Genomic DNA, 25,044 nt, shown 5'->3' with positions numbered 1-25,044 from the left:
GCACCCTGACGGGTGCGCCTTAAAATTTCCTTAGTTATTGATGAGTTTATCCTCGCCGTTCCAGCTGTACAGTTTACGGATCTCCTCGCCGACTTTTTCTGACGGATGCTCGGAAGCCAGTTTTCTCATTGCTTTGAAATGAACCTGTTTTCCAGCGTCAGACATATCAAGCAGGAATTCTTTTGCGAATGTACCATCCTGAATGTCTGTCAGGATCTGTTTCATAGCTTTCTTTGTTTCTGCTGTAACGATCTTCGGTCCTGTGATGTAATCGCCATATTCAGCAGTGTTGGAGATAGAGTATCTCATTCCTGCAAATCCTGACTGATAGATCAGGTCAACGATCAGTTTCATCTCATGGATACATTCGAAGTATGCATTTCTCGGGTCATATCCAGCTTCGCAAAGTGTTTCGAAACCAGCCTGCATAAGTGCAACAACACCACCACAGAGAACTGCCTGCTCACCGAACAGGTCTGTTTCTGTTTCTGTACGGAATGTAGTCTCAAGAAGACCAGCTCTTGCTCCGCCGATTGCAAGACCATAAGCAAGTGCTTTGTCAAGTGCTTTACCTGTATAATCCTGCTCAACAGCTACCAGACAAGGAGTTCCTTTACCTGCCTGATATTCGCTTCTTACTGTATGTCCTGGTGCCTTTGGTGCGATCATAGTAACATCTACGTTCTTTGGTGGAACGATACATCCGAAATGAATGTTGAAACCATGAGCGAACATCAGCATGTTGCCTTCTTCAAGGTTCGGCTCGATATCTTCTTTGTAAAGTTTAGCCTGTTTTTCATCATTGATCAGGATCATGATGATATCAGCCTGTTTTGCTGCTTCTGCTGCTGTATATACTTTAAAGCCCTGCTCCTCGGCTTTCTTCCAGGACTTGCTTCCCTCATACAGACCAACAATGACATTGCAGCCTGATTCCTTTAAGTTCAGTGCATGTGCATGTCCCTGGCTGCCATAACCGATAATCGCAATGGTCTTACCATCCAGTAATCCTAAATTACAGTCTTCCTGGTAAAAAATCCTGTTTGCCATCTTTGTTTCCTCCTAAGCTATTTGTAAATTTTTTCATAATTTATCGTTAAGGGCTGTTACCCTTAGCAAACACTGTTATTATGTAAAACTCCTATAAGAATTTCACATCACTGGCACCTCTGGAAAGTCCGGTAATACCAGTTCTTGCAAGTTCCAGTATCTCATACTCTCCCAGAAGGTCGATCAGAGCACTTAACTTACTCTTGCTTCCTGTCATCTCAATGACCAGAGAAGTCTTGCCGACATCAATGACATTGGCACGGAAAATATTTGCGATGGAAATGATTCCCTCTCTCTGCTCCGGTCTCGCCGCAACCTTCACAAGAACCAGTTCTCTGCTCACACTGTTGTCCGGCTCAAGAACCTTGATGTCTCTTACATCTACCAGCTTGGCAAGCTGTTTGGTGATCTGTTCCAGGATCATGGAATCTCCACTGCATACAACTGTCATTCTGGAATAACGCTCATCTGCAGTCACACCAACTGTCAGGCTGTCAATATTGTAACCGCGTCGGCTGAAAAGTCCGGAGATCCGGCTCAATACACCTGCGGTGTTATCTACTAACAGGGACAAAATTCTCTTTTGCATAACCCACCTGCTTTCATCACTTTAACCTTGTAAACAATTCCATTGTAAAATCGTTTGCATGTTTTACATTATAACAACATTAGCCCGTTTGTCAACGTCAAATTTTGCTGTATTTGTATATCTATGCATATATTTCGTGGTTTTTCTTACCTTTTTTGTATTTTATACAAGATATTTTTTGCGAAGAGAGTCGACTGCCTTTGGAGTCATGTAGAGAGCCCTCTTCAAAAACATTTCTTCGGAACCATAATCTTGTCTGATCGCGTCAAAAACCGCCTCCAGATATTCTTCCTTGACACGGTACAGTGCCTTGATCTTGTCCATCACTTCATTGTCCACGATCATCTTGGTTTCCAGAAGCCGGATCATATGCTGCTGGTCTTCCTCCAGGCAGCGGTTGGTACGGAGATAGTCCTCCATGATCGTCTCCATCGGTACCCCAAGCGCATAGAGAAGAAGTGCCGTTCCAACGCCGACCCTGTCTTTACCCATGCTGCAGTGCCACAGGACGGCACCCTCTTCCTGCTGCAGGATGACATCCAGAAAACGGGCATACTGTTTGACCGAAAAATCATCCCGCACAAAAGAAACATACTGTTTCTGCATGAACTCATCGATCGGCTGGTCAAATTTCAGAAGCATTTCCAGCAGATTTCCGGAACGGGTAATGCCAAGAGTTTCTTCATCCACGATTGAGATCTCATGGTACTCCACTCCCTCAAGAACGGTATCCGGTTTTTCCAGGACTTCCATTCTGGTACGAAAATCGACAACCGTCGACAGATGATACTCATCGAGGAGCGTATCCTGGTCCTGAAGAGACATATGATACAGATTACCACTCCTCAGAAGCCTGCGCGGAAGGATATGTCTTCCATCCTTCGTGGCAAGCGCTCCGAGATCGCGGGTATTCGGAAGGCTCTGGAGCGGAATCCTCGCACCCTTCGGAAAACCTGTTGCAAGTTTCGGATTCAGGACTTTGAGAAGCTGGATGCAGTCTCTGATCTCTTTGTCCGTCATCTCAAATTCATAGCGTTTTTTTCGCCGGGTGATGATCACAAGAGAGCTGGTGCTGAACTGCTTCTGCCGCCCACCTTCCACACCTTCTCTTCGCATATACGCCCACAAAATGTCCTTACATGGCAGATAATTGATCAGCATTCTTTTTGCGAAGATAAGATTGCCGTCTTCGATTCTTATTTTTCCATATTTCATAACTTTTTCTCCTGCCTTCTCAGATCAGACCGAGTTTTGTGAGACCGTTTCGGATTCCATAGTGAAACATATCTGTGGTCACATAATCTGCCAGTTCACGGATCTTCTGGGAACCATTTCCCATGGCCACCTTTGTCGCTGCATATTCAAACATGGACAGGTCATTGTTGCTGTCCCCAAAGACTACAGTGCTTTCCCACGGAATGTCAAAGATACGGCAGACTGCAGCGATTCCGACAGCCTTATTGCAGCCCCTCGGAACCAGCTCGATCGTTGTTCCCACAAACGCATTGTTCTCATGGCGGATCACGTCATAATACTGTGACAGTTCCCTGCATGCCTCTTCGTCGTTGCAGCCCTCTGTCATCTTGGCACTGATCTTGTTGATATGCATGCTGTCCTCATAACCGCGGATCGGCCGCCATTTCGGTCCAAGAGCCTCTGTGATCAGGTCACGGTACCAGTTGACTTCATTCGTATACTCATCCTTGTCATAGTACATGAAATCTGCACCTTCCATGACCGGGATCAGACCGTATTTACGCAGAGTCTCCACGGAAAGTTTCGCCACTTCCACCGGCATCTCTTTGTTATAAAGCCGCTGTCCGTCTTTTTCAATAGTCGCGCCGCATGCGCTGATCATACCGGTAAACGGGATCTGTTCCAGATAGCCCGGGACAAAAGCCCTGCTTCTTCCGGTGCACAGCCACGCCTCATGTCCGTTTTCCCTTAATTTACGGATTGCCTCTACCGCACTGTCCGGAACTCCTTTTTCAATATCGCAGATCGTACCGTCTGCATCAAAAAAAACTGCTTTTTTGTCTGTATTCATTCTCTTTCCCTCTTCTTATGCCTGTTTATGCAAAAAATTCCTTTGCTGCCTTAACAAAATACTCTGTATCCCTCACCCCTGCTGTCTCATACGGAGAATGCATGGAAAGCTGTGGCAGGCCGATATCCACCGTATTCATCGGGACCTGCGTGTTGGAGATATTTCCAAGCGTGGAACCGCCCGGAATGTCAGATCGGTTGACAAATGTCTGCCACGGAACACCTGCCCTGTCGCAGAGATCTTTGAACACAGCCGCTGACACTGCATCTGTGCAGTATTTCTGGTTTGCATTGTATTTGATCACGATTCCTTTATTCAGAAGCGGATGGTTGACCGGGTCTGCCTTATCTGTATAATTCGGGTGGAGCGCATGGGCATTGTCTGCGGAGATCATAAAGCTGTCCGCAAGTGTCATCAGATATTCCTCGTATGTCCTTCCAAGCCCGCTGTTGATACGGAGAAGTGTGTCTTTGAGGAAGGTGGATGCCGCTCCCTGCTTCGTGCCGCTTCCGACTTCTTCATTGTCAAGGACACAGTGCACCGCAATGCAGTCCTGCTTCTGTGCGCCCAGAAAGCCCTTCAGAGAGGCAAAAGCGCACTGCAGGTCGTCCAGTCTGGCGCTGGATGCGAATTCGTTCTCTGCGCCCCATATGGAGCCTTCCATGCGGTTGTAAAGAAAAAGATCATGGCTCAGGATATCTTTTTCTTCTACATCAAGCTGTGTGCTCAGAAGTTTCTGCAGTGACACATCAGAACCTCCCATGCTGAACAACGGCAGCATATCCTTCTGCGGATTATAGGAAACGCCGCTGTTTGCCTCCCGGTTCATATGGATCGCGAGGTTCGGGATCATCACGAGGTTCCTGTCGAAATCGATCAGTTTTTCTTCTAACTTTCCATCTTTTCGCACGATCACTCTTCCGGCAATGGACAGCGGACGGTCAAACCACGGTGCCATCAGCATCCCGCCGTACTTTTCGACATTCAGTTTCACATAAGTCTTCTCTACAACGATCTCCGGGTTTTCTTTGATCTTAAAAGACGGTGAATCGCTGTGGCTGGCGATGATATGAAACTTCCAGGATTCCTTCTCCGGTATGGTAAAAGCGATCAGCGCAGAATGGTTCCGCGTCACCACATATTTCCCTCCCGGTGTAAGCTTCCAGTGTTCCTTCTCCGAAAGCACCTGGAATCCATCTTCCGTCAGTCTCGCCTGCATTTCTTCTACAGTGTGGAATGCCGTAGGGCTTTTTTTGATAAAAGCAAGCAGTTCTTTTGTTGTTTCATAGTACATAATCAGCCACTCCTCATCTGTCGTTTATTCTGCACTTGATTATACGTTATTATCTTCTTTCTGGCAATGCCAATCTCACCAGGGGGGTATCACGCAAAAAACAGGGTGCCATTTCGACACCCTGCTGCCAGTTTTCCTAAATAAATTTTTATAAAGCTGTGATCCTGCGGATCGCTTCTAAGGTATTTTCGTAGGTTCCGAATGCGGTCAGACGGAAGAAGCCTTCTCCGTGTGCTCCGAATCCTGATCCCGGAGTTCCGACAACGTGTGCTGTCTTCAGAAGATAATCAAAGAAATCCCAGGAGCTCATGTTGTTCGGTGTTTTGAGCCAGATGTATGGAGCGTTCACACCGCCGGATACGGAATAGCCCGCTTCTTTCAGACCGTTGTAGATCGTATGGGCATTTCTCATATAGTAGGCAACCTGCTCTTTTAACTGTGCTTTTCCTTCCGGGGAATAGACAGCTTCGCCGGCGCGCTGTACGATATATGGGGCACCATTGAATTTGGTCCCATGACGTCTTGCCCAGAGATCATGAAGTGCAACACCTTCGCGGACAAGGTCTTTCGGAACAACAGTGAATCCAAGACGAACGCCGGTAAATCCCGCATTCTTGGAAAAGCTTCTCAGTTCGATCGCACAGGTACGTGCACCTTCACACTCATAAATGCTGTGCGGCACATCTTCCTCTGTGATATATGCCTCGTAAGCGGCATCATAGATGATCACTGCACCGTTCTTGTTTGCATAGTCTACCCACTCCTGAAGTTTGTCCTTTGTGATCGCTGCACCACTCGGGTTGTTCGGGAAGCAGAGATAGATCAGATCCGGTGTTTCTACCGGAAGTTCCGGCAGGAATCCGTTGGATTCCAGACACGGCATGTAGATCACGCCGTCAAAGTTTTCGTTTTTCTTATTGTATTCGCCGGTACGTCCTGCCATTACGTTTGTGTCTACATAAACAGGGTAAACCGGGTCGCAGACTGCCACTTTGTTGTCTGTGCCAAAGATCTCCTGGATGTTTCCGGAATCACTCTTTGCTCCGTCAGAAACAAAGATCTCATCTGCACTGATCTGGCATCCGCGTGCCTCGTAATCATTTTTTGCGATCGCGCTTCTTAAGAATTCGTATCCGAGATCCGGTGCATAGCCGTGGAAAGTCTCGGCATTTGCCATCTCATCGACAGATTTGTGAAGTGCATCAATGATCGCCGGTACAAGCGGCTGTGTGACATCACCGATTCCAAGACGTACGATCTCTACATCCGGATTTGCAGCCTGATATGCGGCTACTTTTTTTGCAATTGTGGAAAAAAGATAGCTTCCCGGCAGTTTCAGATAATTTTTATTTACTGTTACCATAATATATTCTCCTCATCTCTATGTTTGCGCTTCTCTTCTGAAGCATTATTGATTTTTTCTTTTCTCCACTTCTTTTACAAGTGCTTCACGGACTGCGTCCGGGCTTGCCTTGCCTTTGAGTTCTCTCATCATCTTACCGACAAAGAATCCGAATACTTTTTCTTTACCGCCAAGAAGTTCTGCGAGCGGTCCAGGGTTCTCATCCATGATCTTCTGTAAGATGTCGTTGAGAAGCCCTGTGTCTTCTACGATCTTGAGGCCGTGTTCTTCGATATAGGATACTGGTTCGATATCCTCATCAAAGACTTTTTCGAAGACTTTCTTTGCATTCTGTGCGCTGACTTCTTTTTTCTCTACCATCTGGATCAGGTCGGCGAGGTATTTCGGTGTAAAAGAAACTTTTTCCACATCAAGGCCCTTGTCCTTGGTCAGACGGAGTACTTCACCCATGAACCAGTTGGCTGCTTTCTTCGGGCTGCCGCAGAGGTTTGCAACTTCCTCAAAAAGCTCAGAAAGGTGTCTGGACTCGGTAAGGATTCCTGCATCGTATGCCGGAAGCTCAAATTCTTCCTGATAACGAAGCTGTTTTTCCTCGCGGAGTTCCGGCTGGGAAGTGCGGATCTCATCGATCCATGCATCGGAAATATGGATCGGCGGAAGATCCGGGTCCGGGAAGTAACGGTAATCTTTGGCATCCTCTTTGGAACGCATGGCATGGGAAGATTCTTTGTTGTCATCCCAGCGGCGGGTTTCCTGGACAACGGCTCTGCCTTCTTCGATCAGCTCGATCTGACGCTCTCTCTCGCCCTCGATGGCTCTTGCGATCGCCTTGAAGGAGTTCAGGTTCTTCATCTCGGTTCTTGTTCCGAATGTCTCACTGCCGACTTCACGGACAGACAGGTTGACATCGGCACGCATGGAACCTTCCTGTAATTTACAGTCAGATACACCGAGATACTGCATCATGCAGCGAAGTTTCTCGAGGTATGCGATAACTTCCTCAGAACTTCTCATATCCGGCTCGGATACAATCTCGATCAGCGGCACGCCGCTTCGGTTATAGTCAACCAGAGAGCAGTCTTCCCATTCATCATGGATCAGCTTTCCGGCATCTTCTTCCATATGCATTTCGTGGATACGGATCTTTTTCTTTCCGGCGGAAGTTTCGATCTCTACCCAGCCATCGTGGCAGATCGGCAGGTAAAGCTGTGAGATCTGGTAGTTCTGCGGGTTATCCGGGTAGAAATAGTTCTTTCTGTCAAATTTGCAGTACTGGTTGATCTGGCAGTTTGCCGCGATACCGGCTTTGAGTGCAAATTCTACGACCTGACGGTTCAGTACCGGCAGGGAACCCGGCATACCGGTGCAGACCGGGCAGGTATGTGTATTCGGTGCTCCACCAAACTCTGTAGAGCATCCACAGAAGATCTTTGTTTTTGTTGCAAGTTCTACATGGACTTCAAGACCAATGACGGTTTCATACTGTTTCATGCCTCTTTGCCTCCTTTCAGAGGAGTCGGGAATGCCCCTCTTTCTGCTTCATAAGCAGCCGCTGCACGGAGGATCTTGTGTTCTCCGAAGCAGTTTCCGATCATCTGGATACCGATCGGCATGCCTGCCTTGTCCTGTCCGCACGGAACGGTGATCCCAGGCAGACCGCAGAGGTTGACGGCAACGGTATAGATATCGCCAAGATACATGGCAAGCGGGTCCTTGAGACTTTCTCCGATCTTTGGTGCTGTGTACGGAGCAGCCGGTGCAAGGATCACATCATATTTATCAAAAGCACGATCAAATTCCTGTTTGATCAGGGCTTTGGTACGAAGTGCTTTCAGGTAATAAGCATCGTAATAACCGGAACTTAAAACGAAGGAACCAAGCATGATACGGCGTTTGACTTCCTCGCCGAACCCTTCTGTTCTGGTCTTTTTGTACATATCGTGAAGTCCCTCGTACTCTGCTGCACGATAGCCATATTTTACACCATCGAAACGTTCCAGGTTGGAGCTTGCCTCCGCGCTGGCAATGATATAATAGGCAGGGATCATATATTCCATTGTCTCTACGGAGAAAAATTCTACGATCGCACCCTGTGAGGTGAGGACTTTGAGCGTCTCCATAAAAGCATCTTTGACTTCCGGATCAAGACCTTTGGCGAGGAATTCTTTCGGCACGCCGAACTTCATTCCGAGAAGTTTCTTCTCCTCAATGCTCTTTGAGAAATCAAGGTCTTTGCGGTCGAGGGAAGTGCTGTCTTTCGGGTCATGTCCTGCGATCACTTCAAGAAGTGCGGCACAGTCTGCCACGTCTTTTCCGACCGGTCCGATCTGGTCAAGAGAGGAAGCATAAGCTACCAGTCCATAACGGGATACGGTTCCGTAAGTTGGTTTGATCCCGGTCACGCCGCAAAAAGAACTTGGCTGACGGATAGAGCCGCCGGTGTCAGAACCTAAAGCCATAAAGGCTTCTCCTGCTGCAACTGCCGCACAGGAACCGCCGGAAGAACCTCCCGGAACGTGTTCCAGATCCCACGGGTTCCTTGTCACACCGTAAGCAGAAGTTTCTGTGGTACTTCCCATGGCAAACTCATCCATGTTTGTCTTTCCGATCACGATCATTCCGGCTTTTTCCAGACGGTCGATGACTTCTGCGTTATACTGTGGTACGAAGTTCTCTAATATTTTTGATGCACAGGTTGTTTTTTTGCCTTTGATACAAATGTTGTCTTTGACTGCGATCGGCACTCCGGCGAGCGGTCCGGTGTAGGTGCCGTCCATGATTCCTTTTTCGACTTCTTTTGCTCTTGCAAGAGCATCTTTCTTATAAAGGTCAAGATATGCGTGTACTTTACCCTCTTTTTTCTCTATCTGATCAAAAACCTCTTTGACACCGTCCGCTACTTTGACCTGACGCTGTCTGATCTTTTTTGACAGCTCCAGGGCTGTCATTGTCTGCAGTTCCATCCTCATTCTCCTATCCTATGGTCTTCGGTACCTGATACTGTCCTTCTTTTTCCTTTGGTGCGTTTGCAAGCATTGCTTCTTTGTTGTCTCCGTTTGTCACAACATCATCACGGAATACATTTTCATCACCAAAGATATGGGACAGAGGCTCCACGCCATCTGTATCCAGTTCGTCCAGTTTTTCTACATAATCCAGCATTTTCTGCATGTCCTGCTTTGCTTTTGCCTTGGCTTCCTCACCTAAGGAAAGTTTTGCGAGGATACATACGTTTTCGATTGTTTCGTCATCTATGATCTTTGCCATCTGACTTTTCCTCCTTCTCTTACGGCTCCAGTCTGTTCAGGTCTCTCGGGAACAGACACGCTTCACGGACGTTTTCTTCTCCAAGAAGCTGCATGGTCAGACGTTCCAGACCAATACCAAGTCCTCCATGTGGCGGCATGCCATGTTTGAAGGTATCCAGATACTGCTCCATTCCTTCTTCTTCCATGCCTCTTGCTGCGATCTTGGCTTTGAGCTGATCGTAGTCATGGATCCTCTGTCCGCCGGTCGTTACTTCCAGTCCGTGGAAAAGAAGGTCAAAACTTAAGGTAAACTTCTCATCACTCGGATCATCCATTGCGTAGAACGGACGTTTCTTGGACGGATAATGAGTTACAAATACAAAGTCCGCATCGTATTCTTCTTTGAAGTATCTTCCGATCAGAGCTTCTTCTTCTGGCTCCAGATCGTATGGGTTGCGGATCTTACGGTTATATTTCTCGGAAACCAGTTCTTTGGCTTTGTCAAAACGAACGGCCGGGATCTTGTCGACTTTTGGAAGCTGTACTTTAAGGATCTGAAGTTCCTTTGCGTAGTCTTTCTGAAGAAGTGCTACTGCATACTGAAGAAATCCTGTTTCCATTGCCATGATCTCTTCAAAGCTGTCGATGTATCCCATCTCAAAGTCAAGGCTGGTATATTCGTTTAAGTGACGTTTGGTATTGTGTTTCTCTGCACGGAATACCGGTCCTGTCTCAAATACTCTGTCAAACACACCGACCATCATCTGTTTGTAGAACTGCGGGCTCTGTGCGAGGACCGCCGGTTTGTGGAAGTAGCTGAATTTGAAAAGGTTTGCTCCACCCTCGGCTCCTCTTGCCCCGATCTTCGGTGTGTGGATCTCTGTGAAACCGTTCTCATAGAGGTAATCACGGAAAGCACGTGTCAGCGCTTCCTGGATCTTGAATTTGGAACGTTCCTGGATGTTACGGAGTGCGATCGGACGTAAATTCAGTTTTGCCTCCAGAGATGTGTTTAATTTCCATTTGTCGATCGCCAGCGGCATCGGCTCTGCCGGCTGTGACAGGATCTCAATTTCTCTGATGCGGATCTCTCTTCCATGAGGCGCACGTTCTTCTGCATTCAGGATCCCTTTCACGCGAAGTGTCATTGCCTCTTTGAGATCATGAATGGAAAGATTTGCCTTTTCATTTTCAAAAACAGTCTGAAAAAGTCCCTCTCTTCTTCTGAGGATCACGAACGCAACATCGCCCATATTTCGGATGCTGTGAACGGCTCCTTCCAGAACAACTTCCTGATCCAGAAGTTCCTCTCCTAACAGTGCTTCCCACGAAGTAACTTCTTTTTTCCATGTACCATCCAAAAACTCCATTTCCTCATCCTCCATATTATAAGTCTCTTAAAAGTTTCTATTATTATTCATCATATAAAAGCATCAAAAGCATCTGTGCTGTTTCTACCATGTTCGTTCCGGAATCCATGCTGGATTTCTGGATATAACGGTAGGCTTCATCTTCACTTAAATGATTTCGCTGCATCAGCATCATTTTTGCATTGGATATATAGTTCTGTTCTTTCCAGGATCGTGCCTTTGGTTTCTTTTTTTCTTTTCTTTTTCTTCGCTCCTGCTGCGTCAGGATCATATTTACTGTGTTGACAAGGTCGCTTGCCTTGACCGGCATCTGTACCGACAGGATCGATGTCGGCACTTCACAGATCACTCTTGCAGACGCAAGAAGCAGCATTTCAAAATCTCTTGGCATACACTCTGAAAGATCAAGATAATTCATATCCGGAAGCCGATGACTGCAGATCAGTACGCCGCTTCCAAGTTCGGAAGCACTTGACAGAGCATTTGATGCGGTTGTACATACAGATGCAACGGTAAATCCGTGCCGCGCCAGAACCGCACGGATTTTTTTTGCATCTTCGATTTTGGGTAATGCGATCACAATGCTGCTCATACAAGTGTTCTCCTATTTTTTGTCTTATGCTTACAGGCGATACAGGTATTCTTCTACTTCCCAGTCAGTTACCTGTCTGGTATAACGCAGCCACTCATCTTTCTTCTGTGCAAGATAAGTCCTGCAGAATTCTTCGCCCAGTATTCCCCGGATCCAGGTGCTGTTTTCAAAAAGCTCGATCGCATCTTTGAGTGTTTCCGGAAGATGCTCTGTCTCCTGATCCTGTGTTGCGATATTTGACGATTTTGTAGGAGAAATTTTGTTTCGGATCCCATCCAGTCCGGCTGCAAGACATACTGCAAACACCAGGTACGGATTGGAAGATGCATCCGGACTTCTCAGTTCCACTCTTGTTCCCTCTCCTCTTGTCACAGGGATGCGGACAAGTGAATTCTGATTATTCTCTGTCCAGGTAAGTTCTGTCGGTGCATCATATCCAGGAACAAGACGCTTGTAGGAATTCACGAGAGGATTAGTGACCAGTGCCATCTCCTTGCTGTGTGCAAGAAGTCCTCCGATAAAATAACGGGCCTCTTCACTTAATTCTCCCGGATGATCTGCGTCTTCAAACAGATTTCTTCCATTTTTGAATACAGAAAACTGGATGTGCATTCCGGAACCATTTACCTCTGCTCTTGGCTTCGGCATAAAAGTTGCATGAAGGCCATGACGCTTTGCAACAATACGGACTGCCATCTTGAATGTCATGATGCAGTCTGCGATATCACGGATCTCACCATAGCTGAAATCAATCTCATGCTGTGCCGGAGCTGCTTCATGATGGGAGGATTCTACTTCCATTCCCATATCCTCGAGAGTCAGCACCATGTCACGTCTTGCATTCTCGCCAAGATCCAGCGGACTCATATCCAGGTATCCTGCTTTTTCGTGTGTTACGGTTGTCGGATTGCCATTATCGTCTGTGTGGAAAAGAAAAAACTCACACTCCGGATCGATATAGCAGGTGTATCCTTCCTGCTCCGCCTCTTCGGCTACTCTCTCAAGAATATATCTCGGGCTGTTTTTGTATGGTGTACCATCCGGCCAGTAGAGATTGCAGATCATTCTCGCAACTTTTCCCTGCTGCGGACGCCACGGCAGGATAGCAAACGTATCCAGCACCGGACGAAGATAAAGATCAGATCCCTTTTCAGGATCCATCCCTGCGATCTGTTCGCCGTTGATCATACACTGATTCGCTAACGCACGGGGAAGTTCCCGGGTCGTAACAGCGATATTCTTGATCGCACCGAACATATCAGTAAACTGAAGGCGGATGAATTCTACGTCTTCCTCCTCAACCATCTGTAATATTTCTTCTCTGGTATAATTCCCCATGCCATTCTCTCCTTATCTATTGAAAATAAAAAGCAAAAAAGGCGTACTTTCGGAAGGTTTACCCTCCAAAAGAACGCCTTTGTTCATGCAGGTATTATAGCAACCGGCATGGTCTTTGTCAACGTCTTTTTTCAGAGATTTGTATAACCCATCAGGGATTCATCTACGGCTTTGGCGGCTTCGCGGCCCTCGCGGATCGCCCATACGACCAGAGACTGTCCTCTGTGCATGTCGCCAGCTGTGAAGACTCTCGGTACAGAAGTTGCGTAGGCATCCGGTTTTGTCTCAACGTTTGTTCTTCCATTGATCGCTACGTGAAATGCATCGGTTACGTATTTCTGGCTTCCGAGGAATCCTGCTGCGATCAGGACCAGATCTGCAGGGATCACTTTCTCGCTTCCCTCAACCGGAACCATCATCATCCTTCCGGTCTTTTCGTCTTTTTGTGCTTTGAGGTCTACGATCTTTGCCTTGCACACATTGCCTTTTTTGTCAGCGATAAATTCGGTGACGGTTGTCTGATAGATCCGTGGATCATGTCCGAAGACTGCGATCGCTTCTTCCTGGCCATAGTCTGTCTTGAGGACTCTCGGCCACTGCGGCCACGGGTTGTTTGCAGCACGCTCAACCGGCGGTTTCGGCATCATCTCAAGCTGTGTCACAGATTTTGCACCAAGACGGACGGAAGTTCCTACGCAGTCATTTCCTGTATCACCACCACCGATGACAAGGACATGTTTGCCTTTTGCCAGTTCATATGGAACTTTTTCGAAGTTGCTGTCGAGAAGTGTCTTTGTGACCATTCCGAGGAAGTCTACTGCGAAATAGATCCCTTTTGCCTCTCTTCCAGGCACTTTTATGTCACGCGGGTTGGAAGCTCCGCAGGCAAGCACGACTCTGTCATACTGTTTCAGCAGGTCTTCTGCCTTGATGTCCTTGCCCACGTTTGTATTGAGGACAAATTTTACTCCTTCTTCTTCCATGAGACGGATTCTTCTGTCTATTACAGATTTCTCCAGTTTCATGTTCGGGATACCGTAGCGGAGAAGTCCGCCCGGGCGGTCGCTTCTTTCATAAACTGTAACACTGTGGCCTCGTCTATTGAGCTGCTGTGCTGCTGCAAGTCCGGATGGACCGCTTCCGATCACGGCGATGGTCTTGCCGGTGCGGACATTCGGTTTCTGCGGCTGGACCCAGCCTTCTTTGTAAGCGGTCTCAATGATCGCTCTTTCGTTTTCCTTTGTGGAAACCGGCTCTCCGTTTAAGTTACAGGTGCAGGCTGCCTCGCAGAGTGCAGGACACACTCTGGAAGTAAACTCCGGAAAACTGTGTGTCTTGGAAAGTCTCAAATATGCCTGTTTCCAGTTTCCTGTATATACCAGATCGTTTGTCTCAGGAACAAGGTTGTGCAGAGGACAGCCGGATGCCATTCCTCCGAGCATCATTCCTGACTGGCAGAAAGGAACGCCGCATGCCATGCAGCGTGCCCCCTGAAGTTTCTGTTTTTCTTTGCTGAGTGGAGTCCGGAACTCATTGAAATTGGCAATCCGGACCTTTGGCGGCAGTACTTTGGCTGTCTCTCTGTTATATTCTAAAAATCCTGTTGGCTTTCCCATGTTTCCTCATCCTCCTTAATGCTTTGCTCCGATGCTTTCGTAAAATGCTTCCATCTGTGCCTGCTCACTTGTCAGTCCTTTTTCTTCCAGTTTGGCGCTGAGTGTAAGCATCTTTTTGTATTCGTTCGGAATCAGTTTCTTAAAGTGCGGCAGGTAAGCATCAAAGTCAGCAAGCACTTTTGCACCCAGTTTGGAGCCTGTTGCCGCAACATGGGCTTCGATCAGATCACGAAGTTCTTTCTTATCATATTTGTTCTCTACTTTTTCGATAGAGATCATTGCCTTGTTGATGTTTTTGTAAAGTTTGTTCTCAACATCAAGTACGTAAGCGATACCGCCGCTCATACCTGCTGCGAAGTTCTTTCCGGTGCGTCCGAGGACTACGACACGACCGCCTGTCATGTACTCGCATCCGTGCTCGCCGACACCCTCTACAACTGCGTAAGCACCTGAGTTACGGACTGCAAAACGTTCTCCGGCAACACCGTTGATAAATGCATATCCACTGGTAGCACCGTAGAGTGCAACGTTACCGATGATGATGTTTTCTTCCGGTTTGTAAGCTGCTTTTTCCGGAACTTTGACGATCAGTTTACCACCGGAAAGTCCCTTTCCGAAGTAGTCGTTGCTGTCACCGGTAAGGTTCAGTGTAAGACCCTTAGGGATAAAAGCACCGAAACTCTGTCCGCCGGCTCCGTGACAGTTGATCACGATCGTGTCATCCGGAAGTCCCTTTCCGGTCTGTCTGGTGATCTCTGCACCGAGGATCGTACCAAAGGTACGGTCTGTGTTTGTTACGTCTACATCGAGTTCGATATGTTCACCTTTGGCGATCGCTTTGCCGCATTTCTTGAGAAGGACTTTTTCATCCAGAGTTTTTTCCAGTTCGAAGTTGTAAACTGCCTTTGGATCGAAGGTCACTTTCTGTCCGTTTCCGGCATATGGGTTATCGAGGATCGCGCTTAAGTCAACTTTGCCTTTGTGCGGCTCTGCCTGGGAAGCTTCCACAGACTGTCTTAAGAGGTCTGTACGTCCTACCATCTCATCGACAGTGTGAACACCAAGGCGTGCCATATATTCTCTCAGCTCCTGAGCGATAAATCTCATGAAGTTTTCTACGTATTCCGGTTTTCCACGGAAACGTTTACGAAGTTCCGGGTTCTGTGTTGCCACACCGACCGGGCAGGTATCCAGGTTGCAGACACGCATCATGACGCATCCCATGGTTACAAGCGGAGCTGTCGCAAAACCAAATTCCTCTGCACCGAGAAGTGCTGCAATGGCAACGTCACGGCCGCTCATCAGTTTACCGTCTGTCTCGATGCGGACACGGTTACGGAGTCCGTTCATGATCAGAGTCTGGTGTGTCTCGGCAAGACCAAGTTCCCACGGAAGTCCTGCATTGTGGATGGAACTTCTCGGTGCTGCACCGGTACCTCCATCGTATCCTGAGATCAGGACTGTCTGTGCTCCGGCTTTGGCAACACCGGCTGCGACTGTACCTACACCTGCCTCAGAAACAAGTTTTACAGAAATATCTGCATAAACGTTTGAATTTTTAAGGTCATAGATCAGCTGTGCCAGGTCCTCGATAGAGTAGATATCGTGATGCGGCGGCGGGGAGATCAGACTTACGCCAGGTGTTGAATGACGGGTCTTTGCAATCCACGGATAAACTTTCTTTGCCGGAAGATGTCCGCCTTCACCTGGTTTTGCACCCTGTGCCATCTTGATCTGGATCTCTCTTGCGGATACCAGATAGCTGCTGGTAACACCGAAACGTCCGCTGGCAACCTGTTTGATCGCAGAACAGCGGTCATTTTCACTTCCTGCGGAAGCGATACGCTCATCACTCTCTCCACCTTCACCTGTGTTGGATTTTCCATGGAGATGGTTCATAGCGATCGCAAGTGTCTCATGTGCTTCCTGGGAAATAGATCCGTAGGACATCGCACCTGTCTTGAAACGTTTTACGATCTCATCTACGCTTTCTACTTCGTCGATCGGGATCGCTTTTTCCGGATAATTGAATTCCAGAAGTCCACGAAGGGCTCCATGGCTTTCCTGGTCTACGACTTTTGTATATTCTTTGAACAGTGCATAGCTTCCTGTTCTTGTAGATTCCTGAAGGAGATGGATCGTCTGCGGATTGTAGCGGTGTTCCTCTCCCTGGCTTCTCATCTTGTGTGCACCGACACTGTCAAGTGTGAGGTCTGTATTCAGTCCCAGCGGGTCAAAGGCTTCAGAGTGAAGTCTGTCTACGTTCTCCTCGATATCTTCCAGTGTGATTCCGCCTACACGGCTTACAGTTCCTGTAAAGTATTTATCGATAACATCCTTAGAGATACCGATTGCCTCAAAGATCTGAGATCCCTGATAAGACTGGATCGTGGAAATACCCATCTTGGATGCGATCTTGACGATGCCACTTAAGACTGCGTGGTTATAATCCTCAACTGCTGCATAATAATCTTTATCCAGCATATGGGTATCGATCAGCTCGCGGATCGTTTCCAGTGCGAGATATGGGTTGACTGCACTTGCACCATAACCGAGAAGAGTTGCGAAATGATGGACTTCTCTCGGCTCGCCGGATTCTACGATCAGACCCAGGGAAGTACTCTTCTTGGTTTTTACGAGATGCTGATGTACTGCGGATACCGCCAGAAGAGACGGGATCGGCATATGGTTTTCATCTACTCCACGGTCAGAAAGTACGAGGATGTTTGCGCCGTCACGGAATGCCTTGTCAACCTCCACGAAGAGACGGTCGATCGCTCTCTCCAGTTTCGTACTCTTATAATAGAGAGTAGATACAACAGCAACTTTGAATCCATCTGCCTTCATGTTTTTGATCTTGAGCATGTCTGTATTTGTGAGGATCGGATGAAGGATCTTGAGTACATGGCAGTTTTCCGGCTGCTGTACCAGAAGGTTTCCGTCCTTACCTACATAAACGCTTGTGGAGGTAACGATCTCTTCACGGATCGCATCGATCGGCGGGTTTGTTACCTGTGCAAAAAGCTGTTTGAAATAGTCGAATAAAGGTCTGTGCTCATTGGAGAGGACAGCAAGCGGAGTATCTACACCCATGGCTCCGATGCTCTCTGCTCCGTTTAATGCCATGTTACGGATAGAAGTACGGTACTGTTCGTAAGTATATCCGAACGCTTTCTGGAGACGTGCGCGGTGCTCCGGTGTGTACTCTTCCATACGGATATTCGGGATCTTGATGTCTTTAAGCTGTACGAGATTACTGTTCAGCCATTCGCCGTACGGCTGCATTTTTGCGTATTTTTCTTTCAGTTCATCATCGTCGAGGACTTTTCCCTGAACAGTATCTACCAGGAGCATTTTGCCCGGATGGAGACGTTCTTTGAGAACAATCTTCTCTTCCGGAACCGGCATGACACCGACCTCAGAAGAAAGGATCATATAGCCGTCGGAAGTAATATAATATCTGGATGGACGAAGACCATTACGGTCAAGGACTGCACCTATCACATCACCATCGGAGAACAGGATGGAAGCCGGTCCGTCCCATGGCTCCATCATGGTTGCATAATACTGATAGAAATCTCTCTTCTCCTGGGAGATCGTGTCGTTGTATGCCCATGGCTCCGGGATCGTGATCATGACTGCAAGCGGAAGTTCCATACCACTCATTACAAGGAATTCCAGTGTATTGTCAAGCATTGCGGAGTCGGAACCGTTGCGGTTTACGACCGGAAGGACTTTGTGAAGCTGGCCTTTGAGGTATGGAGATTCCATATTTTCTTCTCTGGCGAGCATCTTGTCGGCATTTCCACGGATGGTGTTAATCTCTCCGTTGTGTACGATGAAACGGTTCGGATGTGCTCTCTCCCAGCTTGGGTTTGTGTTGGTACTGAATCTGGAATGTACCATTGCGATCGCGGATTCATACTCCGGATTCTGCAGATCTGCAAAGAAAGTACGAAGCTGTCCGACCAGGAACATACCTTTGTAAACGATCGTTCTGCTGCTCATAGAAACAACATAAGTGTTGTCATTACTCTGTTCAAACTCACGACGTGCGATGTAGAGCATACGATCGAATGGGAGACCCTTTTCGACATCCTGTGGTTTTTTGATGAATGCCTGCATGATGCATGGCATGCACTCTCTTGCCTTGTGTCCGAGGACCTCCGGGATCACAGGAACGTTTCTCCATCCGAGAAGTTCCAGTCCTTCTTTTTCCACGATGATCTCGAACATTTTTTTTGCCTGGGCGCGTTTGATCTCGTGCTGCGGGAAGAAGAACTGTGCGATACCATATTCTCTTTCCTCACCGATATCAAAGCCCTCTTTCTTACAGGCTTTTTTGAAAAATTTATGGGAGATCTGCAGAAGGATACCAACACCGTCACCGGTTTTTCCCTCTGCATCCTTACCTGCACGATGCTCCAGATGTTCTACGATCCTGAGAGCATTCGCAACAGTTTCATGTGTTTTCTTTCCTTTGATGTTGACAACTGCGCCGATACCACAGTTGTCATGCTCAAATTCCTGGCGATACAGGCCCTGTTCTTCTCTCGTTACTTCCTGCATAATCTTCGTCCTCTCTATCAAAAAAAATTATATTATTCTTTATTTTGCTGTTTCCTGCTTTCTTTCTCCTTTGCGTATGCGTCTGCTGCTTTTACAAAGCCGCGGAATAAAGGATGTGCATGGTTCGGTCTGGATTTGAATTCCGGATGTCCCTGGGTTCCCTCGTAGAACGGATGATCCTTGATCTCGATCATCTCTACGATATGTCCGTCAGGGGAAGTTCCGGCGATCGTCATGCCTTTCGCAGCAAGCTCTTCACGGAATGCGTTGTTGACTTCATAACGATGTCTGTGACGTTCCTGGATCTCTTTCTTTCCAAAAAGTTCCAGTGCTTTGGAGTTATCTGCAAGTACACATGGATAGCTTCCAAGTCTTAAAGTTCCTCCAAGGTCTTCTACACTCTCCTGATCCGGCATCAGTGCGATCACCGGATGTTTGGTAGCTGGGTTCAGCTCGATGCTGTTTGCATCTTCGTATCCTAATACGTGGCGGGCGAATTCTACGATCGCCATCTGCATTCCAAGGCAGATCCCAAGGTACGGGATTTTGTGGACACGGGCATACTGTGCTGCCAGGATCATTCCCTCTGTACCTCTGTTTCCAAATCCTCCCGGAACAAGGATACCGTCTACATTATGAAGTGTCTGGTCGAGATTCTTCTCATTTAATTCTTCAGAATCCACCCAGGTCAGTTCTACTTTGGCTCTGCAGGAAATCCCGCCGTGTTTCAGAGCTTCCACAACACTTAAGTAGGCATCATGGAGCTGTGTATATTTTCCTACCATTGCAATGTTTACTGTGCTCTCCGGATTTCTCAGATCGTTGACCATCTCTGTCCACTCGGTAAGATCCGGTTTGCGGTTCTCAAGTCTCAAGGATTCCAGAACTACATCGGCAAGTTTTTCTCTTTCCATTGCAAGAGGAGCTTCATATAAATATTCTACATCAAGGTTCTGTAATACATGGCTGACCGGTACGTTACAAAACAGTGCGATCTTGCCTTTGATCTCATCTGTCAGCGGATGTTCGCTTCTGCATACCAGAACGTCCGGCTGGATTCCCATTCCCTGAAGTTCCTTGACACTTGCCTGGGTCGGTTTGGTCTTCATTTCCTCAGAAGCTTTGAGGTATGGGATCAGGGTTACATGAATGAGGATTGCATTGTCATGTCCCACATCATGCTGGAACTGACGGATGGATTCCAGGAACGGCTGGCTCTCGATGTCACCAACGGTTCCTCCGACCTCGATGATCGCGATTCTCTCTTCTTCCGGTGATTTGGCGCGGTAAAAACGGCTCTTGATCTCATTTGTAATATGAGGAATGACCTGTACTGTCCCTCCTCCAAAATCTCCGTGACGCTCTTTCTGCAGGACTGACCAGTAGATCTTACCGGTTGTCACGTTGGAATTTTTATCAAGGCTTTCATCGATAAATCTCTCATAATGACCAAGATCCAGGTCTGTCTCTGTACCGTCATCAGTAACAAAGACCTCTCCATGCTGGATCGGGTTCATGGTTCCCGGATCGATATTGATATAAGGATCAAATTTCTGCATGGTCACCTGATAGCCTCTTGCCTTGAGAAGCCTTCCCAGGGACGCTGCCGTGATCCCTTTACCCAGTCCGGATACAACACCGCCTGTAACAAAAACATATTTAACTGACATTGTGATTTCCTCCTCCATCTGTGTTACACATAAATGTCTGATAAAAGAAAAAGCACCAGAAGCGGATGAAGGGGCTGGTTTACCCTTATCTGCCTCTGACGCCTTTGTCAGACACGACTCTTAAATATGTGCATTACTATACCGTATTTTGGACACTTTGTAAATATGTAATTTTTATATAAATCGCATTTTTTTATCTTTTTTTCCTGCACATTCTGCCAAAATCAGTGACAGTTTAACAGCCGCAGTCGATCTTCTTATTCAGTTCTGCCTCGACATCCAGCGGATAATTTCCGTCAAAACATGCCTTGCAGAGAGGAAGTCCTCCTGCCATTCCCTCCAGGAACTCACTCTGCATGTATCCAAGGGAATCTGCACCGATCATTTTGCGGATCTCTTCGGTGCTGTGATTGGAAGCGATCAGCTGGTCATTGGACGGTACATCTGTTCCGAAATAACATGGATGAAGGAACGGTGGGGAGCTGATACGTACATGCACTTCCAGTGCTCCGGCTTTCTTGAGCATGCGGATCAGGTTTGCGATCGTGGTTCCTCTTACGATGGAGTCGTCGACCAGAACGATCCTCTTACCCTTAACTGCAGATTCCAGGACGCTCAGTTTGAGGTGAACGCTGGATTCACGCTCCTCCTGGGTCGGTTTGATGAAAGTTCGTCCGATATAGCTGTTCTTATAGAAAGCAAATCCAAATGGAATTCCGGATTCTTCGGAATATCCCTTGGCTGCCGGGATGCCGGACTCCGGTACACCAGCCACAAGATCTGCTTCTACAGGATAAGATTTTGCAAGAGATTTACCGCCGCGGATACGTGCATCGTAGATCTTGACGCCATCCATCTCGCTGTCCAGTCTTGCAAAGTAAATATATTCAAATACACAGTGTGCATGTTTACCGCCGGCGAGTTCTTTGTTGGATTCGATGCCTTTCTTTGAGATGGTGACCATCTCTCCTGGTTCGATATCTCTTACGAACTCTGCGCCGACAGAGGTCAGTGCACAGCTTTCGGATGCGAGGACATAGGTATTATCCCTCTTGCCAAGACAGAGCGGTTTCAGCCCAAGCGGATCACGGATACCGATCAGTTTACGCGGGCTCATGACCACAAGTGCATAAGCACCTTTGAGTTTGTGCGCGGTCTTGAGAACGGCATCCTCTACTGTCCTAGTGTGTACACGCTCTCTCGCTATATGGAACGCAATGACTTCTGAATCCGTAGTCGTATGGAAGATCGCTCCATTCTGGATCAGTTCCCATTTCAGTTCCGGTGTGTTGATCAGGTTTCCATTGTGTGCAAGTGCAAGTGTTCCCTTAATATAGGACAGGACAAGCGGCTGTGCATTCTCTGCTACCGATGCTCCTGTCGTTGAATAACGTACATGACCGATGCCAAGATCTCCTTCCATATTGCGGATAGTATTCTCACGAAGGACTTCACTTACAAGTCCGAGATCCTTATGAAACTGGATGTTTCCTCTTTCGCCCTCTGTGCGGGAAACTGCAAGTCCACAAGACTCCTGTCCACGGTGCTGCAAAGATGTAAGACCATAATAAATAGAGGAAACCACATTCCCTCCATCCAGATCGTACATACCAAATACGCCGCAGGCTTCCTTTAATTCTGCCATCAGAATTTCCTCCCATTCTTTTCAAATGCTTTCTGCTTTCTGAAGTGCTTTTCACAGTGAAATTATAATAGAAGAAAGTGATTTGTCAACCCTTGTCCCCTCAAAAAAGCATACAAATAAATTCATCCGTCCAAACAAAAAATTTGAAAAAATTTTCGAAAAAGTTGTTGACATCCCGATTTTTTTGTGTATACTACAACACATAAGCAACGGCGCTTTGGAAAACAAAATCCAAGGCGCCTTTTTTGTTTATCTGAGAGTTTTTATTTTAATTACGAAAATTAAGATTAATGGAGCATTGAAAGGAGATTTTATTATGGCACAGAGCATTCCTGAAATCTACGGCAGTCTTGTTTTTAACGACAAGATCATGCGTGAGAAATTACCGAAAGACATGTACAAGGCACTGAAAAAAACGATTGAGAACGGTACACACCTGGAACTTGATGTTGCCAACTCCGTTGCAGTTGCCATGAAAGAATGGGCTCTCGAACATGGAGCTACCCATTACACTCACTGGTTCCAGCCAATGACAAACTTCACCGCAGAAAAACATGACAGCTTCATCTCCCCGACAGGCGACGGACAGGTGATCATGGAATTCTCCGGTAAAGAACTTGTAAAAGGCGAGCCGGATGCATCCAGTTTCCCGTCAGGCGGTCTTCGTGCTACATTTGAAGCAAGAGGATATACAGCATGGGATCCTACATCACCGGCATTCATCAAAGACCGTACCCTTTATATCCCGACTGCATTCTGCTCCTACAGCGGAGAGGCACTGGATAAGAAAACACCTCTTCTTCGTTCCATGGATACCCTGAACAAAGAGGCTGTCAAGATCCTCCGCCTTCTCGGAAATACAGAAGTAAAACATATCGATACCACCGTTGGTCCGGAACAGGAATACTTCCTGGTAGACAAAGACCTCTACAATAAGAGGAAAGACCTGATCTTCTGCGGACGTACCCTGATCGGTGCTCCGGCTCCAAAAGGACAGGAAATGGAAGACCACTACTTCGGAACCCTGAAACCTCGTGTATCTGCTTACATGCATGACCTGGACGAAGAGCTCTGGAAACTTGGAATTCCGGCTAAAACAAAACATAACGAAGTTGCTCCTGCACAGCACGAGCTGGCTCCTGTATTCGATACCACAAACGTAGCAGTTGACCACAACCAGCTTACAATGGAGATCATGAAAAAAGTAGCTGCCAAACACAACATGGTATGCCTGCTTCATGAGAAACCATTCGAAGGAATCAACGGAAGTGGTAAACACAACAACTGGTCCATGAGCACAGACACAGGTGTCAACCTTCTTGATCCTGGCAAAACACCTGCAGAAAATACACAGTTCCTAGTATTCCTTGTAGCAGTCATCAAAGCAGTTGATGATTACGCAGATCTTCTCCGTATCTCTGTTGCAAGTGCAGGAAATGATCACCGTCTTGGTGCAAACGAAGCTCCGCCGGCAGTTGTATCTATCTTCCTTGGTGACGAGCTGACAGAAGTACTCAAAGCAATCGAGAACGACGAATTCTTCGTTGGACACGGTGCTGTTCAGATGGATATCGGAGCAAAAGTACTTCCGCACTTCGTAAAAGACAACACAGACAGAAACCGTACTTCACCGTTCGCATTCACAGGAAACAAATTCGAGTTCCGTATGCTTGGATCTTCTTCTTCCGTAGCAAACCCGAACATCATCCTCAACACTGCTGTTGCTGAAGTATTAAGCCAGTTCTATGAGGAACTCAAAGATGTTCCGGCTGACGGAATGGAATCCGCTGTTCATGAATTACTCAAAAAGACCATCAAAGAACACAAACGTATCATCTTCAACGGAAACGGTTATACAGATGAATGGATCGAAGAAGCAGAAAAACGCGGTCTCTACAACCTGGTATCCACTCCGGATGCACTGCCGCACTTCGTTGATGAGAAGAATGAAAAACTTCTCACAAGCCATCACATCTTTACACATGCAGAGCTTCATTCCCGTTATGAGATCAAGCTTGAGAACTATGTAAAGACCCTTCATATCGAAGCAGGCACTATGGTTGAGATCATCCAGAAAGATCTTCTTCCGGCAGTTACTACATATATGGAAAAACTGGCTCAGACTGCAGCACTTAAGAAATCAGTCGTTCCGGATATCTCCGTATCCGCAGAAGCTGCACTTCTTACCAGACTGACAGAACTTTCTGAGACCATGGTCAAAGATCTGGAAAGACTCAAAGAGGATACTGCAATGGCAGAATACGAAGTCGGCAAAGATCTTCTCAAGAGTGCAAAACTCTATCAGAGTGTTGTACTTACCGATATGGAAAAAGTTCGTGTTTCCGCTGATGCAGCAGAAGCTCTGATCCCGGATTCTATCCTTCCATATCCGACATACGGCAAACTGTTATTCTCCATCTCTGACTGATCCAGAGGATAACAGACAATTTCATACCGGTAAAACCAGGGGATATCTCATGAAACATGAACTACTTCATAATTCATTATCGATTTCCTCATCCATTAATCACACGATACGGTATCCCCTGTTTTACATATACTTGATTCGTAAAGGCGCGAAAATGATGAAATTTCATTCTCGCGCCTTTTCTGAATATTGAAGCCACACTAATCTTGTCAACTTTTTAGGGAA

General features: G+C 47.1%; 17 protein-coding genes. 1 reads left to right on the top strand and 16 read right to left on the bottom strand.

Annotated elements, in window-relative coordinates; all coding sequences use genetic code 11:
• Positions 1–30: 30 nt before the first annotated feature.
• The 16 genes from ilvC to purF all read right to left on the bottom strand — a co-directional run bounded on the left by ilvC (position 31) and on the right by purF (position 22,391).
• Entirely contained in the window at positions 31–1,050 is a 1,020-nt protein-coding gene (gene ilvC, locus QZL69_RS08365; RefSeq protein ID WP_022214763.1) for a ketol-acid reductoisomerase, read from the bottom strand.
• A gap of 91 nt (positions 1,051–1,141) precedes the next feature.
• Positions 1,142–1,639, bottom strand: a complete 498-nt coding sequence (gene ilvN, locus QZL69_RS08360) for an acetolactate synthase small subunit (protein ID WP_022214762.1) — start codon at positions 1,637–1,639, stop codon at positions 1,142–1,144.
• Between the two features lie 162 nt (positions 1,640–1,801).
• Positions 1,802–2,854 (bottom strand): tyrosine-protein phosphatase, encoded by a 1,053-nt coding sequence (locus QZL69_RS08355; RefSeq protein WP_022214761.1) that lies wholly within the window; start codon positions 2,852–2,854, stop codon positions 1,802–1,804.
• A gap of 19 nt (positions 2,855–2,873) precedes the next feature.
• Positions 2,874–3,686 carry a Cof-type HAD-IIB family hydrolase gene (locus QZL69_RS08350; protein WP_022214760.1) on the bottom strand — a complete coding sequence of 271 codons (813 nt, stop codon included), beginning with the start codon at positions 3,684–3,686 and terminating at the stop codon, positions 2,874–2,876.
• Positions 3,687–3,711: 25 nt separating this feature from the next.
• Positions 3,712–4,980, bottom strand: coding sequence for a M18 family aminopeptidase (locus QZL69_RS08345; protein WP_022214759.1), 1,269 nt, complete (start codon positions 4,978–4,980; stop codon positions 3,712–3,714).
• Between the two features lie 148 nt (positions 4,981–5,128).
• Entirely contained in the window at positions 5,129–6,343 is a 1,215-nt protein-coding gene (locus tag QZL69_RS08340; RefSeq protein ID WP_022214758.1) for an LL-diaminopimelate aminotransferase, read from the bottom strand.
• Between the two features lie 45 nt (positions 6,344–6,388).
• On the bottom strand, positions 6,389–7,834 hold the full coding sequence (gatB, locus tag QZL69_RS08335; RefSeq protein WP_022214757.1) for an Asp-tRNA(Asn)/Glu-tRNA(Gln) amidotransferase subunit GatB: 1,446 nt from the start codon (positions 7,832–7,834) through the stop codon (positions 6,389–6,391).
• Positions 7,831–9,306, bottom strand: coding sequence for an Asp-tRNA(Asn)/Glu-tRNA(Gln) amidotransferase subunit GatA (gene gatA / locus QZL69_RS08330; protein ID WP_022214756.1), 1,476 nt, complete (start codon positions 9,304–9,306; stop codon positions 7,831–7,833). The genes gatB and gatA overlap by 4 nt, the downstream gene beginning before the upstream one ends.
• Before the next feature lie 10 nt (positions 9,307–9,316).
• A complete protein-coding gene (gatC, locus tag QZL69_RS08325; RefSeq protein ID WP_022214755.1) occupies positions 9,317–9,610 on the bottom strand; it encodes an Asp-tRNA(Asn)/Glu-tRNA(Gln) amidotransferase subunit GatC in 294 nt (97 codons plus the stop codon).
• Positions 9,611–9,629: 19 nt separating this feature from the next.
• Positions 9,630–10,961, bottom strand: a complete 1,332-nt coding sequence (aspS, locus tag QZL69_RS08320) for an aspartate--tRNA(Asn) ligase (RefSeq protein ID WP_022214754.1) — start codon at positions 10,959–10,961, stop codon at positions 9,630–9,632.
• Between the two features lie 43 nt (positions 10,962–11,004).
• Positions 11,005–11,553, bottom strand: coding sequence for an ANTAR domain-containing response regulator (locus QZL69_RS08315; RefSeq protein WP_022214753.1), 549 nt, complete (start codon positions 11,551–11,553; stop codon positions 11,005–11,007).
• A gap of 30 nt (positions 11,554–11,583) precedes the next feature.
• A complete protein-coding gene (gene glnA / locus QZL69_RS08310) occupies positions 11,584–12,891 on the bottom strand; it encodes a type I glutamate--ammonia ligase (RefSeq protein ID WP_022214752.1) in 1,308 nt (435 codons plus the stop codon).
• 131 nt (positions 12,892–13,022) lie between these two features.
• Positions 13,023–14,507: a glutamate synthase subunit beta gene (locus QZL69_RS08305; protein ID WP_022214751.1), complete on the bottom strand. Its 1,485-nt coding sequence runs from the start codon at positions 14,505–14,507 to the stop codon at positions 13,023–13,025.
• 15 nt (positions 14,508–14,522) lie between these two features.
• A complete protein-coding gene (gene gltB / locus QZL69_RS08300; RefSeq protein ID WP_022214750.1) occupies positions 14,523–19,076 on the bottom strand; it encodes a glutamate synthase large subunit in 4,554 nt (1,517 codons plus the stop codon).
• A gap of 32 nt (positions 19,077–19,108) precedes the next feature.
• Positions 19,109–20,746 (bottom strand): CTP synthase, encoded by a 1,638-nt coding sequence (locus QZL69_RS08295; RefSeq protein ID WP_022214749.1) that lies wholly within the window; start codon positions 20,744–20,746, stop codon positions 19,109–19,111.
• Positions 20,747–20,981: 235 nt separating this feature from the next.
• The gene (purF, locus tag QZL69_RS08290) at positions 20,982–22,391 is read right to left on the bottom strand and encodes an amidophosphoribosyltransferase (protein WP_022214748.1); all 1,410 of its coding nucleotides are present in this window, start codon (positions 22,389–22,391) and stop codon (positions 20,982–20,984) included.
• A gap of 316 nt (positions 22,392–22,707) precedes the next feature.
• Between purF and QZL69_RS08285 the strand changes: the two genes are divergently transcribed.
• Complete coding sequence (locus QZL69_RS08285) at positions 22,708–24,819, top strand: glutamine synthetase III family protein (RefSeq protein ID WP_022214747.1); 2,112 nt, start codon at positions 22,708–22,710, stop codon at positions 24,817–24,819.
• Positions 24,820–25,044 lie beyond the last annotated feature (225 nt).

This window comes from Blautia sp. CAG:237 (assembly GCF_000436615.1).
Taxonomy (GTDB): domain Bacteria; phylum Bacillota; class Clostridia; order Lachnospirales; family Lachnospiraceae; genus Blautia_A; species Blautia_A intestinihominis.
Note: the sequence above shows the minus strand (reverse complement) of the source record. Positions and strands in the feature narration are given on the sequence as shown.

Bases quoted from the DNA above. Each gene is read 5' to 3' on its own strand.
- gltB (WP_022214750.1), bottom strand. From the start codon at position 19,076: ATGCAGGAAGTAACGAGAGAAGAACAGGGCCTGTATCGCCAGGAATTT.
- gatB (WP_022214757.1), bottom strand. From the start codon at position 7,834: ATGAAACAGTATGAAACCGTCATTGGTCTTGAAGTCCATGTAGAACTT.
- QZL69_RS08295 (WP_022214749.1), bottom strand. From the start codon at position 20,746: ATGTCAGTTAAATATGTTTTTGTTACAGGCGGTGTTGTATCCGGACTG.
- QZL69_RS08340 (WP_022214758.1), bottom strand. From the start codon at position 6,343: ATGGTAACAGTAAATAAAAATTATCTGAAACTGCCGGGAAGCTATCTT.
- QZL69_RS08285 (WP_022214747.1), top strand. From the start codon at position 22,708: ATGGCACAGAGCATTCCTGAAATCTACGGCAGTCTTGTTTTTAACGAC.
- QZL69_RS08355 (WP_022214761.1), bottom strand. From the start codon at position 2,854: ATGAAATATGGAAAAATAAGAATCGAAGACGGCAATCTTATCTTCGCA.
- gatC (WP_022214755.1), bottom strand. From the start codon at position 9,610: ATGGCAAAGATCATAGATGACGAAACAATCGAAAACGTATGTATCCTC.
- ilvN (WP_022214762.1), bottom strand. From the start codon at position 1,639: ATGCAAAAGAGAATTTTGTCCCTGTTAGTAGATAACACCGCAGGTGTA.
- gatA (WP_022214756.1), bottom strand. From the start codon at position 9,306: ATGGAACTGCAGACAATGACAGCCCTGGAGCTGTCAAAAAAGATCAGA.
- ilvC (WP_022214763.1), bottom strand. From the start codon at position 1,050: ATGGCAAACAGGATTTTTTACCAGGAAGACTGTAATTTAGGATTACTG.
- QZL69_RS08315 (WP_022214753.1), bottom strand. From the start codon at position 11,553: ATGAGCAGCATTGTGATCGCATTACCCAAAATCGAAGATGCAAAAAAA.
- QZL69_RS08350 (WP_022214760.1), bottom strand. From the start codon at position 3,686: ATGAATACAGACAAAAAAGCAGTTTTTTTTGATGCAGACGGTACGATC.
- QZL69_RS08305 (WP_022214751.1), bottom strand. From the start codon at position 14,507: ATGGGAAAGCCAACAGGATTTTTAGAATATAACAGAGAGACAGCCAAA.
- purF (WP_022214748.1), bottom strand. From the start codon at position 22,391: ATGGCAGAATTAAAGGAAGCCTGCGGCGTATTTGGTATGTACGATCTG.
- QZL69_RS08345 (WP_022214759.1), bottom strand. From the start codon at position 4,980: ATGTACTATGAAACAACAAAAGAACTGCTTGCTTTTATCAAAAAAAGC.
- aspS (WP_022214754.1), bottom strand. From the start codon at position 10,961: ATGGAGTTTTTGGATGGTACATGGAAAAAAGAAGTTACTTCGTGGGAA.
- glnA (WP_022214752.1), bottom strand. From the start codon at position 12,891: ATGGGGAATTATACCAGAGAAGAAATATTACAGATGGTTGAGGAGGAA.